The sequence below is a fragment of the Candidatus Methanoperedens sp. BLZ2 genome (genome assembly GCF_002487355.1).
GTDB lineage: Archaea > Halobacteriota > Methanosarcinia > Methanosarcinales > Methanoperedenaceae > Methanoperedens.
In genome coordinates, this window is the sequence record NZ_NTMG01000044.1 from 14,451 (window position 1) to 29,367 (window position 14,917).

Annotated in this window: 19 protein-coding genes; 4 read left to right on the forward strand and 15 right to left on the reverse strand. The window is 39.1% G+C overall.

Annotation, left to right across the window (positions count from 1 at the left end; all coding sequences use genetic code 11):
* Positions 1-54 precede the first annotated feature (54 nt).
* From CL181_RS08050 to CL181_RS08075, 7 genes are all read right to left on the reverse strand, one after another.
* Positions 55-390 (reverse strand): AbrB/MazE/SpoVT family DNA-binding domain-containing protein, encoded by a 336-nt coding sequence (locus tag CL181_RS08050; protein WP_097298796.1) that lies wholly within the window; start codon positions 388-390, stop codon positions 55-57.
* A gap of 2 nt (positions 391-392) precedes the next feature.
* Entirely contained in the window at positions 393-644 is a 252-nt protein-coding gene (locus CL181_RS08055) for a DUF4258 domain-containing protein (RefSeq protein WP_097298797.1), read from the reverse strand.
* A gap of 187 nt (positions 645-831) precedes the next feature.
* Complete coding sequence (locus CL181_RS08060; RefSeq protein ID WP_255251484.1) at positions 832-1,161, reverse strand: type II toxin-antitoxin system VapC family toxin; 330 nt, start codon at positions 1,159-1,161, stop codon at positions 832-834.
* A gap of 38 nt (positions 1,162-1,199) precedes the next feature.
* The gene (locus CL181_RS19725) at positions 1,200-1,358 is read right to left on the reverse strand and encodes an antitoxin (protein WP_141398841.1); all 159 of its coding nucleotides are present in this window, start codon (positions 1,356-1,358) and stop codon (positions 1,200-1,202) included.
* A 255-nt stretch (positions 1,359-1,613) separates the two neighbouring features.
* Complete coding sequence (locus CL181_RS08065; RefSeq protein ID WP_097298799.1) at positions 1,614-2,225, reverse strand: RloB family protein; 612 nt, start codon at positions 2,223-2,225, stop codon at positions 1,614-1,616.
* A 1-nt stretch (position 2,226) separates the two neighbouring features.
* Positions 2,227-3,495, reverse strand: a complete 1,269-nt coding sequence (locus CL181_RS08070; RefSeq protein ID WP_097298800.1) for an ATP/GTP-binding protein — start codon at positions 3,493-3,495, stop codon at positions 2,227-2,229.
* A gap of 358 nt (positions 3,496-3,853) precedes the next feature.
* The gene (locus CL181_RS08075) at positions 3,854-4,108 is read right to left on the reverse strand and encodes a hypothetical protein (RefSeq protein ID WP_097298801.1); all 255 of its coding nucleotides are present in this window, start codon (positions 4,106-4,108) and stop codon (positions 3,854-3,856) included.
* A 226-nt stretch (positions 4,109-4,334) separates the two neighbouring features.
* On the opposite strand from CL181_RS08075, the gene CL181_RS08080 reads away from it, so the two are divergent.
* The 3 genes from CL181_RS08080 to CL181_RS08090 are packed head-to-tail and all read left to right on the forward strand — an operon-like array spanning position 4,335 to position 7,316.
* Positions 4,335-5,654, forward strand: coding sequence for an NAD(P)/FAD-dependent oxidoreductase (locus CL181_RS08080; RefSeq protein WP_097298840.1), 1,320 nt, complete (start codon positions 4,335-4,337; stop codon positions 5,652-5,654).
* On the forward strand, positions 5,644-6,621 hold the full coding sequence (locus CL181_RS08085) for a glycosyltransferase family 4 protein (protein WP_097298802.1): 978 nt from the start codon (positions 5,644-5,646) through the stop codon (positions 6,619-6,621). The genes CL181_RS08080 and CL181_RS08085 overlap by 11 nt, the downstream gene beginning before the upstream one ends.
* Positions 6,618-7,316, forward strand: a complete 699-nt coding sequence (locus CL181_RS08090) for a glycosyltransferase family 2 protein (protein ID WP_097298803.1) — start codon at positions 6,618-6,620, stop codon at positions 7,314-7,316. The genes CL181_RS08085 and CL181_RS08090 overlap by 4 nt, the downstream gene beginning before the upstream one ends.
* On the opposite strand, the gene CL181_RS08095 is transcribed toward CL181_RS08090, so the two are convergent.
* The 8 genes from CL181_RS08095 to CL181_RS08130 form a co-directional block, all read right to left on the reverse strand.
* Positions 7,307-8,179 (reverse strand): PHP-associated domain-containing protein, encoded by an 873-nt coding sequence (locus CL181_RS08095; protein ID WP_097298804.1) that lies wholly within the window; start codon positions 8,177-8,179, stop codon positions 7,307-7,309. The two genes, CL181_RS08090 and CL181_RS08095, sit on opposite strands and share 10 nt — an antisense overlap.
* A gap of 89 nt (positions 8,180-8,268) precedes the next feature.
* On the reverse strand, positions 8,269-9,522 hold the full coding sequence (locus tag CL181_RS08100; RefSeq protein ID WP_097298805.1) for an ABC transporter permease: 1,254 nt from the start codon (positions 9,520-9,522) through the stop codon (positions 8,269-8,271).
* A 19-nt stretch (positions 9,523-9,541) separates the two neighbouring features.
* Entirely contained in the window at positions 9,542-10,735 is a 1,194-nt protein-coding gene (locus CL181_RS08105) for a COG1361 S-layer family protein (RefSeq protein ID WP_097298806.1), read from the reverse strand.
* Positions 10,732-11,412, reverse strand: a complete 681-nt coding sequence (locus tag CL181_RS08110; RefSeq protein WP_217993118.1) for an ABC transporter ATP-binding protein — start codon at positions 11,410-11,412, stop codon at positions 10,732-10,734. The genes CL181_RS08105 and CL181_RS08110 overlap by 4 nt, the downstream gene beginning before the upstream one ends.
* A 1-nt stretch (position 11,413) precedes the next feature.
* On the reverse strand, positions 11,414-11,812 hold the full coding sequence (locus tag CL181_RS08115) for a hypothetical protein (RefSeq protein WP_097298807.1): 399 nt from the start codon (positions 11,810-11,812) through the stop codon (positions 11,414-11,416).
* A gap of 95 nt (positions 11,813-11,907) precedes the next feature.
* Positions 11,908-12,441: a MarR family transcriptional regulator gene (locus CL181_RS08120; RefSeq protein WP_097298808.1), complete on the reverse strand. Its 534-nt coding sequence runs from the start codon at positions 12,439-12,441 to the stop codon at positions 11,908-11,910.
* A 78-nt stretch (positions 12,442-12,519) separates the two neighbouring features.
* Positions 12,520-13,302 (reverse strand): nucleotidyl transferase AbiEii/AbiGii toxin family protein, encoded by a 783-nt coding sequence (locus tag CL181_RS08125; RefSeq protein ID WP_097298809.1) that lies wholly within the window; start codon positions 13,300-13,302, stop codon positions 12,520-12,522.
* Positions 13,299-14,120, reverse strand: coding sequence for a hypothetical protein (locus CL181_RS08130; RefSeq protein ID WP_097298810.1), 822 nt, complete (start codon positions 14,118-14,120; stop codon positions 13,299-13,301). Before CL181_RS08130 ends, CL181_RS08125 begins: the two co-directional genes overlap by 4 nt.
* 247 nt (positions 14,121-14,367) lie before the next feature.
* Here CL181_RS08130 and CL181_RS08135 point away from each other — a divergent pair, with 247 nt between their 5' ends.
* Positions 14,368-14,679: a hypothetical protein gene (locus CL181_RS08135; protein WP_097298811.1), complete on the forward strand. Its 312-nt coding sequence runs from the start codon at positions 14,368-14,370 to the stop codon at positions 14,677-14,679.
* Positions 14,680-14,917 lie beyond the last annotated feature (238 nt).

Genomic DNA, 14,917 nt, shown 5'->3' on the forward strand with positions numbered 1-14,917 from the left:
TTCCGATCGAAGATCAGGATGTGCTGATGCTTTTGTTCATGAGAAGGGGACTTGCTACTTAATCTCGACAATAAATCTCTTTTTACCTATCGGAATCATCTCCACTTTTGAACTTTCACTTATCTCTAAACTCTTCGCAAGATCAGCAGGAATCCTGATTACAAGAGACCTTGCGCTTTTACTTATCGAACGTATGAATCTGAATGCATGTTTTCTGATATCTTCAGTTCTCGTCTCCATAAGAAGCGCTTGTTCTTCTGTAAAAGTAACATGGCCTTTCGGACAGCGCATTGCTTTGACACTTTCAAGGACTATGCCATCCTCAAATTCATACTCTTTTAGTTCTACTTCCTTCATTTCCTGTTTGCATTTACCGCATACTATTGCCATATCTACCTCGATTTCCTTTTCACTTCATATACTGTAAGTATAACTATGTCGTCTTTATCATAAGCCCATCCCACCATGATTTTTCTTGGGAAAGTATCCTTTAACACTATGGAATGAGTGTATTCGTTGCCTCTTCCTTTTTCGTCTGTCCTTGTAAATTCCAATTTACCTTTTTCTATTGCTGTTTGCGCCTCATGTTCGCTTATTTCTCTTGTCTCCATCATTTTCTTTGCATGGTCAGTGTACTTATACATTCATCTTCTTTACATCTATATGTAAGATGAAAATATAAGAGTTATGGAAGAGAAAATAGCGAAAGCGGTGTCTATCGAATCTGCTTGTGGCTGCTGCTTGTTCTAAAAAGTCCCCAAGTTCCCAAAGAAAGTATTACAGGCGCTTTTATATCATAAAAAGGAGTGGGATTATAAAAATAGATAAACTTCAATAACTCTCAACAACCAGCCCCGGAACCTTCGAAAAGTGTTGTGCATTCTTCGTAAGCATAGGCTCGCCATGAGTAAGGGCGATACTTGCTATAAGGAGGTCAAAATCCCCGATATCATTTCCATATCTTTGGAGTTCTATCGAAAGTTTTCCGAAAGTTTCACTGGCAGCGGTTGAAAATTCCAGGATATCAAGGGTATCGAGCAGATGCCGTACTTTTTTAGCTTCTTCGATCGGCCGGGATGAGTTATATGCACCTTTGTAGAGTTCGGATGCGTTAAGAGGCGTTGTGGTTAATTTATCACCATCTGCTGTTAGCTCTTCCAATTTACTCTCAGCAGCAGGTTTACGGCGCAGCAGGTCAATTATGAAATCAGTTTTGCTTTTCTTGTTTCCTGCATTGCTTTTTCAATATTATCTGCAAGTTCAGTACTGGTTTTCAGGGAACGTATGTAATCAAGAGCATTCTTTTTCCTGGTCAGTTTGAATATTATGTCCGTAAAGCTTTCGGTTTTGGATGCCATAATATCTATCCATATCGGTGCATATAGATATATAATTCTTGTTATTGGATAAAATCATTTCTTTTTATCTGTCTTGAACAGATGATGAATATGTTCTCTTTGTGGTAGCAAGGAGAACTGAACAACATAAATACAATTTGTAAGCCGATTACTGAGAACATGAAAAATAACTGCCGCCCAAGTAAAGGATTAATACGGGATTATGGTAGATTTAGTTACTTTTAGAATATTAATCCTCCCATTAAACCATATATTTTATTTTGAATGTTGAGTAATACTAAGAAGTTCTTCAACTATTTTAAAAACCTGAGTTGAGGGATTACTATCAACACTTTTTAAATCTGTCCCTTTCTTTTCATGCATTTCATTTAACCGTTTCGCCCTACTAATTGCACTTTCTCTTTTACTTTCTAATAACTCAAAATAATCTTTATTCTTTTTATAATTCGGTATATGTCTCTCTAATTTTTCTTTCAACTCATCATTGTTTAATTTCGAAAATCTATCAACGAAATGCAAAAGGTACCATAATTCATAAGAAGGATTTGATAGACATAATTTAACATTCTTAGCCTTTCTAAATGCGGTAAAAATAGCTTCTTGTTTATTATTATCCCAATCAAAAACACACCAAATAATATCCCCATTTTTTAAATCTAATGGATAATGTTCAATAGATTCTCGACAAAAATCAACAAGATTTTTTGGGTCAGTACATCTTGCATTGGGTATTATGACCTCTAAATTATCATATCTAGTTCTGTATTTTTTAAAATATATTGGTTCTGTTTCCGTTCCTTCACAAACAATAACATATTTCTTGCGACGTTCTCTCCCACCCACTTTTCTACTCAAAGTTTTTGTCATTTTAAAATATCCTCTCTTCCATAATGAAAGGCTCTGCACCAAATCTACCAGCTAGATACCCTTTCTGGATATTTTCATTTTTACGTGGATTGAATTCTACTAGAGAGTAAAGGTCAGTACTGCCGATATCGGGGTTTTTTTCCGTGAACCATATTTGATCCCTGCGGAATAAATTCATATCTAATAAAATTGTGTTGTGCGTAGTGAAGATTAATTGAGCATTGTTCTTATTTTGATTTGGATCATGAAATAATTTAATTAAAAATTGTATCAATTTATAATGTAGTTTAGTGTCTAATTCATCTACGATTAAGATTCGGCCATTGCTCAACACATCTATCCATGGACCGATTAAGAAAAACATCTTTTGTGTTCCTCCAGATTCTTCATCGAATTCAAATTGTACATCAAATTCTGTATCTTTACCCTTATTGCCTTTATGAGTGGTTTTAATATTAAATTGCTTGAATTCACTCTTTCCTTCACTTATTAAAGCCTTTAACTCATTTGGAAAAGCAGAAGGCAGATTATCAATAGAAACTTTTTCAATTGAGGCCTTAATATCCTCAATTCCTAAGTCGGTATTTAAAAGTGCTTCTATTATAAGTTCTTTAGATTTTTCATCTTTATTGAGCAAATTAATAGTAAATTCGGTCAATAAAGGAAATTCGTCAATATTTATAATTTGTAAGTTATCTTTAAACCAATCAAAAGCTTCAGATGACTTTATATAATTCAACTGAGTTGAATTTGATAGATAAAGAACATTATCTAAGGTTCTTTCCTTTATGAATTCTTGAACCTTTTTGTCTATAGTAAAATTAAAATTATTAGTATTCGACCTTTCGAAAATTATAGCTTTATGTCCTTTAGGATAATAATATAGATATTCATCAATAATTTTCTCACTCGTGGCTGATACTCCATAAACATATCTAGTTTCATTCTTTATAAAAACAACTTCAAATTTACTGGGTTTAGATAGATACTCTTTGTCTAATTTAAATTGAGAAACATTAATTTTAGCATCTTTTTGATTTTTATGAGATGTCATGACCAAGTGTACTAAAAAATTAAAGGCAAGAATTACATTACTTTTTCCAGATGCGTTAGGTCCATAAATCACTGCGCTCCGTAAAAGACTATCTTTTTTCAATACATCTGTTTTAATCAAATTATTATCTAATGATTTATCAGAAGAAGATACCATACTTAAAGTTACCTTTTCCTTAATAGAACGAAAATTTTCGACACTAAATTCAATTAACATTATGGTTCAATCCTCCAAATATAACAATCAAAATGCGATTTTTGCAATAAATTGTCATTTATTACAATTTAAACTGCAAAATATATATACTTATGCTTATTGAGTTTTGTATCTAAATGGCTTGAAAGTTGTGGTTTAACTTCAAAGTCGGATTGATTCGCAAATAAAGCACTTTTTAAAGAATAATATTATAATCTTAATTTTACACAACTCACATTAACCATCCATTGATGTTGATAGTCAATTATTGTATAATTGTATATAAGTCAGGTTTGCTCCCATTCACCGGCCACCTCAGGCGCAGATTCCAACCGCATTTCTGAGAATTTCTATTACAATATCAGTATCCAACGTGAAGCTATTCAATATTAGTCCGTCCCTCGCTGAATTTTTCACGTTCTTTCACAATTTCAGAGAAAATATTTAAATCTTGTATTGGCATTTCTTTCCAGATCCCTGCAAAATGAAGAATTTCTTGCAAGTTCCCATGTTTTTCCCTGATTATTTCTTCTTTTAAAAAATGTACTGTTTTTATAATTAAAGATATTTCTCGGTCAGAAAGTCCCTGAATTTCCTTTAATAGGATATTTTCAAATCTATTTTTTGATATCATTCAGTTCCACATGATTTGATAGTCAAGTTAATACTTATATTTTTTCCATTTGCAAAATCTTGTATCGTTTCCTGAAATAATTTAAATTGCTCTCAATTGAAAATAAGATTGCTTGAACCGTGAATAGCCCGAAACCATCAAGGCAAGTAAGAGCTTAATTATTAAATTATCAAATACCCAGCTCAATTTAGAAAACAATATATTGCTTGATAGCGAATATTCCACCGTGAAAACAGCAATATTAGGCGGTGGTCTTACAGGTATCACTCTTGCCCGCCTGCTTCATGAAAAAGGTGAAGATGTCACAGTTCTTGAGCGGGAACCGGTTTTTGGGGGATTATGCCGCTCTGTGAGCGATTCCGGGTTCACTTTTGATATAGGGGGCTCGCATATCATTTTCAGCCGTGATGCAGAAGTTCTCACATTCATGAATGATGTGCTCGGAAAGAACAGCCAGCGCAATATTCGCAATACAAAAATTTTCTATAAGGGATTGTATATCAAATATCCCTTTGAAAACGGGTTGAACCAGCTTCCTAAAGATGACCTCTTTTTCTGTATCAATGAATTTATTAAAACCCTGATCGCTGTTGAAAAAGGAAAACTTCCGTCCCCCGGGAATTTTCGTGAATGGATCATCCATACCTTCGGGAAAGGCATTGCTGACCTGTACTTGATCCCGTATAATGAAAAGATCTGGAAATTCCCGGCAGAGCAGATGTCATTGCACTGGGTAGAAGGACGCATTCCCCGCCCGCCGATGGAGGATATTATAAAATCTGCTATCGGGATAGAAACCGAAGGATATACGCACCAGTCAATTTTCACCTACCCGCGAAAGGGCGGGATCGAGGCGCTGGTAAGATCAATTGCATCGCCGATTAAAAAGTGCATCCGCACAGGCTTTAACGTATCTTCAGTCAGGAAAGAAGGAGAAAAGTATTTAATAAGTGATGGCGATAATATTATTATAGCAGATCGCTGCATATCTACTATTCCCTTACAGAGGCTCTTGGAAAGTCTTGAAAATGTTCCGGATACAGTCCGGAGATCCTGCAATGAACTGAAATATAACTCGATAGCCTGTGTTTTTATCGGGGTGCGGGGAAAGCTTCCGGATATTTCATGGATGTATGTTCCTGATAAAGATCTTGGGCTGTTTAATAGGATTTCATTTCCATCAAATTACAGCCCTGATGTGGCGCCTGCGGGATATCCAGCGATACTTGCAGAGATAACATATCATGAAGGGGATGATGTATCAGAAATGTCGGACCGGAAGATAATTGACCATGTAATTAAAGCACTTAAAAATATGAATATCATAAAGAATGGGGAGGATATAGTATATACTGCCCTGGAGCGGCAAAGGTTTGCGTATGTTATCTATGACCTGGATTATAAGAAAAATATCGCCATTGTAAAAGACTTTTGCGAAAAACTTGGCATAGGACTCGTCGGACGTTTTTCGGAATTTGAATATCTTAATATGGATGGTTGTATCAGAAATGCGATGAATTTTGTGAGGAAAATAAATGAGGGTTAATATTTTTGCAGAAGATTTCCTGAATTTAAAGTATCTGGGATGCGGAACTGCAGCAAAAACGCTGTACAGGCAGTTGGCCAGTATGCCGGATATGGAAGTGTCATGGAACTCCAGAGGCCGGGATTTTGACATAGTCCATTATCACACTTTCGGCCCGGTGTCGCTTATGAGCCGCAAATACTCAAAAGGCATAAAGATACTGACCGCACATGTCACACCCCGCCTTAATGAAGGCGGCCTGGCATTCAGTAAATATTTCACCCCTTATTATCCTTACAGCTACAGGAAGTTTGATCATATAATAACCCTGGTAGACTGGTGCCGCAGCGAAGTTCGGGAGATCGCACCTTTTGTTCCTACCACGACCATCCCTAACGGGGTGGACAGGGATTATTTCAAAAGGGATGAAGGAAAGCGAAAAAGCTTCAGGGAACGGTATAAAATACCTGACGGCGGGAAGGTAGTGCTTGCCGTAGGCCAGCAGACGCCACGCAAGGGAATATATGATTTTATCGAGCTGTCAAAAATGCATCCTGAAATGCACTGGGTATGGGTTGGAGGGTTTCCTGCCGGGCCATTTTCAAAAGATCGCCTCAAGATAGAGTGGATGAAAAAGAAATGCCAGGATAACGTAATATTCACGGGATTCGTTCCTGATATTGCGGAAGCTTACAGCGGCGCCGATGTATTTTTAATGCCCTCGTATTCTGAGATGTTTGTGCTGGTGATCCTGGAAGCGCTCTCCTGCGGCCTTCCCGTGGTTGCCCGTGGAATACCGGAATTCAAAGAAATTTTTGGAGGGGCGGTTCAATTCTTTAATAACGTTTCGGAGGCCGGGGAGCAGATTGCGGATGATGAATCATTAAAACAATATGCTCCTGGTTCACGCGACTTTACCGAGCAGTATGACATTAAAAAAGTTGCCCAAATGCATTGCAATCTATATAGGGAACTGATAGAATCATGATATCCGTAATTGTCCCCACTTACAATGAAGAAGCTAATATTACAGCCTGTCTGCAATCCCTGTGCAACCAGACAATTAGCAGGGATGAATACGAAATCATCGTGGTTGATGGAAATTCGAATGACCGCACATATGAACTGGCGCAAGTATATGCTGATGAAGTTATGACCCAGACGAGCAAAAAGGTGGGAGGAGCCAGGAATGACGGTGTATTGCGTGCATGTGGAGATATCGTTGCTACAACGGACGCAGATTGCATAATCCCTCCGGAATGGCTTGAGATAATAAAGAATGATTTCGAGTCACATGATATTGTCCAGCTTTATGGGACTGTTTATCCGATTGAAGAGGGATTAAAACACAAAATTTCCCTTATGAGTGCAAATACTTTCTCCCGCATCGGGTATTATACCCGCGCCCTGTATTATACGCTGGGATGCAACACTGCATTCGATAAAGAAGCTTTCCTCAGGGCTGGCATGTACCAGTGTATCGATGCGGGTGATGATGTTGAGATCGCACTGAGAATGCGTAAAATCGGACGTGTAATGCTTGATGATCGTATGAAGGTTGGATTCTCAATGCGCAGGTTCCAGCAATTCGGGATGATAAAATCGGTTTACGAATGGCTATACATAGTTGCCAGTGGGGGCGAAGCTTCAGGATATTCATACTCGAAACGAAATTACAAATAGCGATCTTGCTGTTCTTTCCATACCCTGCGTCCTTTATGTTTCAACACCCTATCGCCAAGAAGTGTGCAAATAACAGGCAGTGGTGAAAATGCATATACGAGAGAACCCAGCAAATATGATAATTTACGTGAATTTCTTACCTTTGATATTTCGGCAGACATGGGGCAATCTACATCATTGAACTTCAGTATTGTCTTTGACGATTCAAACGCTACCCGGGCACCGTAATAGACAAAATCTTTAATAGATGCAACTCTTCCACCATGAAGTGTCTGCCTGTTCTTTATGGCTGTCCTGAAATCTTCCTGGGAACTGCCGTCAAATAACGTATAACCGTTTCCTATCATAAAACTTGCATGCGCATCACTTCCGCCAAGTTTTGCATGCCCGTTACAATTTTTAAAAGCGAGAGCATTGGAATATCCATCCCTGTGTAATGAATTGAATACTTCTATCCCATCAAACTTCAATGTGTTCATTTTCGTGCCAACACAGGAACAATATCCACTATAAGGGTGTGGAGCAACGGCTATTCCATCCTGGCTGTGTATTTGTTCGATCGTTTCTTCGGCACTTAAGCCGGGCTCGACCTGCTCTTGAAGGAACAATCCCAGTATCTCACCCTCGTTTGAAGATATCTCTTCACCGATCACCACTATATCCTTATTGAATTTTTGAGCAACAAGCGCACCTTTGATAGTGTTATGATCTGTTATGCAAAGTACACCAAGTCCCATCTTTTCAGCGACCTTAATGGATGTCCTGGGAGTGGTCACACTGTCCGGGAATGACAAAAATTTATAATTCGTAAAACCTGAATACATGGTATGAGTATGTATGTCACCGACTCCTATTTCCTGCATATTTCGCTCCCTACCTCTATTATTAGCCTTTATAGTATAAAGTTTTTAGTGAATTATTTTAAATTTTGCTCCAGTTCTCCTGATTCTCCTTATTGTTCAAACCGCAGTGCATCTACCGGATTCATCTTTGCAGCTGACCTTGCGGGTGCGACGCCTGATATTATGCCTACGAATATCGAGAAAGCAAGCGCAAATATAACAAGTTGGGGCGTTACAACTGCGTTCATTGTTCCACCCGGTCCTATAGCCTGCCCGCCCACAATGGATACGAGTACGGATATCAGTATGCCGATAAATATTCCGAGCATTCCCCCGACAAATCCGAATAATCCGGATTCCATAAGAAACAGTTTCATAACTTCGTTATCAGTAGCTCCAAGAGCCTTCAGCAATCCAATCTGCCGTGTTCGTTCCATGACAGACATGAACATGGTATTTGCAATACCTACAGCGCCCACGAGGAGTGAAACTGCTGCAATCGCAGCAAGGAATAGCGATATGGACTGGACAACACTGGTTATTTGCTGTTGTATCACCGCAAATGCAGTGACGGTAAAATCCCTGGTTCTTGGATTTACATGCCTGGAAGGCATAAGTTTAGTTACAATATCTGCAGCCACCTGGTTTGCAAGCGCCGGGTCAGTTACCTTCACCATGATAGAAGTAAAAGTATTTCTGGGTATGGTTGTAGTTATCACATCCCTGGCGTAATCAGCAGGCATATATACTGCATTATCACCTCCGCCTCCAAAACCTCCTCCTGATTGGACGAAGATTCCCACGACTTTGAAAGTCTTACCTCCTATCGTGACCGGCCTATTCAGGGTTATCGGCTGCAAAAAAGTTTCATGGGCTAAAGAATAGCCAATAACTACTGCATTTGAGTCACCTGGCTGAAGGTATCTGCCAGCTTCAAGCTGTGTTGTGACCATGGAGCGCCACACTATGGGATCAACACCTGTTATGGATACCGACGTCTTCTCCGTACCCAGTAACATATCCGACCTGCCTGAAACCATGCCGTTCACATATAGCACACCGGGTACCTGCTTGATCACGTTTACGTCTTTATCTGTGAGGTTAATACTGGTGCTTCCGCCCCCTCGTCCCCCATCAAAACCGCCACCGCCAGTTGCCCGTGAAAAACCCGGGGTGACAGTGATCAGGTCGGCCCCAAGACTTCCCAGACGGGAAGCCACGCTTTCCTGCATACCCTGACCTATGGAGATTATAGCTACGACCGCTGCTACACCAATTACAATTCCGATAATAGTGAGCCAGCTTCGCATCTTGCTTTTTTTCACATGGCTCAAAGACAGCCTGAAAGTATCATAAGTCTTCATAAAGTCCTCTTAAGGGATTTCATTTTTGTTTTTTGAAATATGTTTTTATTTTTCCGCGCTGCCAGTATAATACCAGTATGATCACTACAATGACTATCCATAATGTATAATTCGTACTGCTCTTCCCTCTCGATTGTGTGCTTGTTGAGGATAATATCACGGGCAGGGATTTTGTGATCGTATGTCTCTGCCCACTGGTGTCGGTATATTGTATCTCTAATTCAAGAATGCTTCCGGCTTCAGCAGTTTTCGTTATCTGGAATATTGCAGATGTATAATCACCGGGATTCAAATTCCCGAGCACAGAGGTACTGCTCCCTGTTATTGAGAAGTTCTTCTGGCGCGGCAGGTTGACCGCTACTGCATTTGCGGGGCTTATCCCGATATTGGCGACATTAAGCGAAAAAGAGCCCACAGTCTCCACATAGCTTACATCAAAATCGGTTATTCCTGCAACAACCAATCCGATGAGATTATCGGTTGAATAATTGTTCTGTCCTGTGATCTTTACAGGAATATTATAAACACCAGGGCGCGCGGCGACATCTACTGCCAGATTGAATGTTATCGATGCAATATCTCCTGATTTCATAGTACCCAGGGAAAATTGCTTTCCTCCCCCAAGCACAGAAAACGCTGAATTCGTATTGTCAATGTTTATTTCAGCAACAGTATTCTGTACCGTACCTGTGCCAGTATTTTTAAATGTTAGCGTTTCTGTGTTCTTGCTCCCCGGTGCTACGGTACTGATCGTTGAATTTACCAGCATTATCATGGGCTTTCCTCTAATAGTCAATATCTGGTCATCCAGCTTGGTTGTGGCGCTCATCTGTTGATTAGAGCGGTCTGTTTGCAATCCTTTGTAGGTAATAAAAACATTAAAATAATAATCTCCTTCCACCACATCAGGATTTATATATATCCTGAACTTTGCAGTTCGCTGATCGCCCCAGTCAGTAATAGTTCCAAGTGAATATATATCGTTAAGGAGCGTTACAGCGTTAATAGATGCGTTGTCCTTTGGCGCAAGTTTTACAGTAACATCCTCCATAAAGTTCCCAAATCCCTTGTTCTGTATCGGTACATAGACATATGTCGTATCTCCGGGATATACAGGCGCGCTTTCGGTCACAAGATAATTAGAGGCTGCTGATGCAACCTGTGCTATCATTAATGTCGATACGATTATTAAAAATATATTGAATTTTTTCATGTTTCACCTACTATTTTTCCATCAAGCATTTTCACAACTCTTCCTGCATATCCTGCAATTTTGGGGTCGTGTGTTATCATAACTATAGTCAATCCCTCAGTGTTTAAACGTTTAAAAACATCCATGACTTCCCCTCCTGATTTAGTATCCAGGTTCCCTGTCGGCTCATCTGCAAGGAGAATAGAAGGGCCTGTGGAGAGCGCCCTTGCGACCGCTACTCTTTGCTGCTGCCCGCCTGATAGCTGGGCAGGGAAATGATTTCCCCGTTCGGATAAACCCACCATTTCCAGCAATTTTCTTGAAGTGTTTTCTATTTCTACTTCAGGAAATTCATGAATCCTCATGGGCAGCTGGATATTCGCAATAGCTGTCAGGGTAGGATACAGGTTAAAAGTCTGGAATATGAACCCGATTTTTTTACCTCTTATCCGCGCCAGTTCGTCACTTTTAAATTCTGATATATTCCTGCCTTCGAGCAAAACCTTTCCACGTGTGGGCATGTCAAGACAACCGATCATATTTAACATCGTTGATTTGCCGCATCCGCTGGGGCCTGTTATAGCCACGAACTCGCTTTTTTTTATTACCAGGTCTATTCCCGCAAGTGCGGGTACGTCAAAATCGCCCATACGATAAATTTTCCAGACATCCTGCATCTCCATTATGATTTCCATCATATCACCGGTCGAATAAACGTTGATGACCCCAGCGCTTTGATCTTTGATCCTTATAATCGATCATCCATCCACTCGATTCCATTTTGCTTTTTTCAACTAAATTTCCAGTATCCATATCAACAAGAGCAGTCAGGGTCATATTTTCCCGGATAAGAACAACACGTACAACTTTTTTATCCCCGTTCAAGGTAGAAATTATCCGCCCACGATCCTGAACTGTAACACTATAATTGTTATTTCCTATTTCCGCCCGTAGCCCATTGTGGGCTGCATTTACTGCAAAAGATCTTTGCTCCTCATTAATTGGAAATGTATGCGCCCCTAAATATGTAAATCTCAGCCCAATGGCAATAGCCAGAAGGGCGATCATAATTAATGCAAATGCTTTCCATCTATTCATATTTTGTCAGTGTATGAAAGACCTTATAAGAATTCCCTGAAATTATCCTGAAAGCAGTTTCAGAAAAATGAAATTAAGCCGCTGCTTCCATAATTTCATTTTTTCAGAAATATCCTGTTTCCCATCCCGTCCCTGTGGCGAACTATCAATCCTCTTCTTTCGGCTTTGTCAAGCAGCCTGCTTACCTTTGGCTCTGAAAAACCTGTCTTTACAATGAGTTCTCTTTGCAGTATCCCGTCGTTATCCAGGATATTCTGGAATAATATCTTCTCATCGCCTTCAAGAATTGTGGCTGCTAACATGGCTGTGTTTTTACTTTCCGGTATTAATGCATCTCCTTTTAATTCAGGTGTTTTTTCATCGTTTGATCCGGGTATTTGATTTTCCTTTGAAAAGAGTATTATATACAGAAAAGACATACCGCCAAGCCAGGCAGTTATTATGAAAAATAACACTTCATTTATTGAAAACAAAGAAGCACTCTCTACAGGAACAGCTCTACCGTCCGCCAGGATAAGCTGTACCGGACCTGTTGCCAGCAGTCTATCGATTATTAGAAGTACTGATATAATTAATACGATTGCTGATATTAAAATACCGTTCTTTCCAAAATTTACTCTGGGTGCCATTTGATCAGGGGATAATTTGTTTAATCTGGACTTTATTGATTGGAATTGCTATATCTTTTTCCATAAACTCATCAAGGCTCATTTCAGAAATTCAAGCTCTTTCCTCAAATCAGCTATGATTGTGTCAAACACCGGGATTTCCTTCATCAGTCTTCCCAAGCCTTTTCCCCAGAAATCTCTTGCTTCATTTAGCTTTGTTTCATCGAAAAACATTTCATAGTCTGGATTGATTTTCTTGAATTTGCATTTTTCCAAGAAAAGATATTTGATCTTGCTTTTATCAAACTTTTTTTTATTCAGGAGCATCCAGACATCAAAGTAATCCCTGCTCTTGCCGCGCTGTATAATTGAGCGAAGCTTTTCCAGAAATATCTCATCCAGAGAGTAAACAAGAATTGTAAAGCTTATACTATCAGAATAATCATCAGCTTTTTCCATTTTCAAAAGTTCAGTGACCAGCATCTCAGTGATGCTGATATCCATTCTGATAACGTTCTTGCCAAGTGATCCTGTGAATTGTATTGCTGCTATGGCATGATCTGGATTGGAATGAAAACTGGCAATATTGAAATTCATTCCTGTCTTTTCATTGAGCAGGTTCAGACCGTTTTTCAGCATCGATTCTATTTCTTCTGGCCGGATTTCTTTCGTAAGTGTAAAATCCAGATCCTCGGACAGCCTCCAGAATTTCGGGAAATACACTTTACTCAATGCTGTTCCTCCCTTGAACGCCAGAACATCTTTGAGCTCGGAATTATATACTCCATAAAGCAGCCAAGTCAGAGCGTAATCCTTTTCTACAACTCCTGCTGGAAATCCTTTGTTCCTTGCTGCTTTCTTTACTTCATCTGCAGTTATCAAAGCTCTTCACCTATTTTTCTGTTTATCAACAGCTTCCATTTTTCATTATATTTTCCTTTTCTTGATTTTATGGACGGGTCGAGGACTGAATACCCTTTTGAAATATATTCCAGCATCATTTTTTTTAATTCTTCATCCAGTTTTATATCCAGGATTTCTGACAAATATCCAAGCCTTTTTAGTATTGTTGCATTTCCCATCTTATTTGCATGATCAACTATTTTTATGAAGGACAGACCTTCAGATTTTAAAGCTTTTGCAACTTCTGTTATATCGCCGCAATACTCTGGATGGTCAAGACAGTCTGCTATGGTCTTTTCCTTATCTGATATTACGATGTTTTTTCCAGCAATGTTTATGGTATTATAGCCAAAAAACTTCTTTTTGGATAATGTTACAAAAAGATACTCTACATCCAATATTTTCCTGTTACTCTTTCTCTTTGTGGTTGCAATGAAAACAGAGAAAGGTATCTGCTCGGTCAAATGATAATAATTCAATGCGCTCCAGTACGCGATATAATATGGTTCGATAAGCTTTGACCCGATCACGAACTCATGTTCCGTATATTTTGGCTTAACGCCAGCGGATAATGGTATTATTAGATATTTTCCTGCCTCTATTTTTTCAATCCACCTTTTAGCCTTGAGATTGCTTATTATTTTTCTGGACTGTACGTAAGATTTTTTTAGAACATCAGTTGCATCTCTTACCGTAAAAATTTCCCTTCCTTCCTCTGACAATTTTGAAAGTAGATAGGACTCTGTTTTTGAAAGGCTTTTTCTAATATCTGTAAGATATATCCCGGATTTAATCACAAATATTACAATGATTATATGTATTTATAAACTTAACTACGATCAAAGTCTCTGGATTACCACAGTTCTTTGATATTTCTGACAACATGATCCGGCTTTATGTGCATTCAGCCATTCTGGAGTTAAGGCTATTCAATGGCCGTCAATATTCGCTTTTTCATGGAACGCTTCACTACCGGTTTACTTTGAGGAGTGCTGTCCGGTCACCAAGCTATGTTATATAAGTTAATCTGAATATTGAGTGAAAATGGACAACGATAACAAAGCACTGTTCACCTTCGGATTCGTGTTTTATTTCATCGGGGACCTGGCAACGACATATATCGGCCTGAATAATGGAGTAACGGAAAAGGGATTTATCAGAGTGATCGGGAATCCTGGCCTTGCGGATATGGTTATCATGAAGCTGATTTTTTTCATAGCCCTATATTTTCTGATCGCATTTCTTGAAAAACGGGATAATCATTTATGCGGGGCTATCCTGGGGTTGATTGCTGGTATGGGAATGACGGTTACGTGGATGAATGCTCTGACGATCCTGGAATATTTGAGTAATTGAAAGGCACTTATACAGATACTTTCACCGTGCTCTTTCCAATCGCTTTTATCCTTTCGGATCGAATTAATGGACGTGAAAAATATGAATCCGATTGATACACGAAAAATCCCGCTTTTCATAGAGCGGTTAGAAAAGGCAGGGTATATTTTGGATGTTGAACATTCGAAAAACGAACTCAAAATAACATACAGCAAAAGTCCTCCCAAACATCTGATTATCCCATTTGGACAGACAAAAC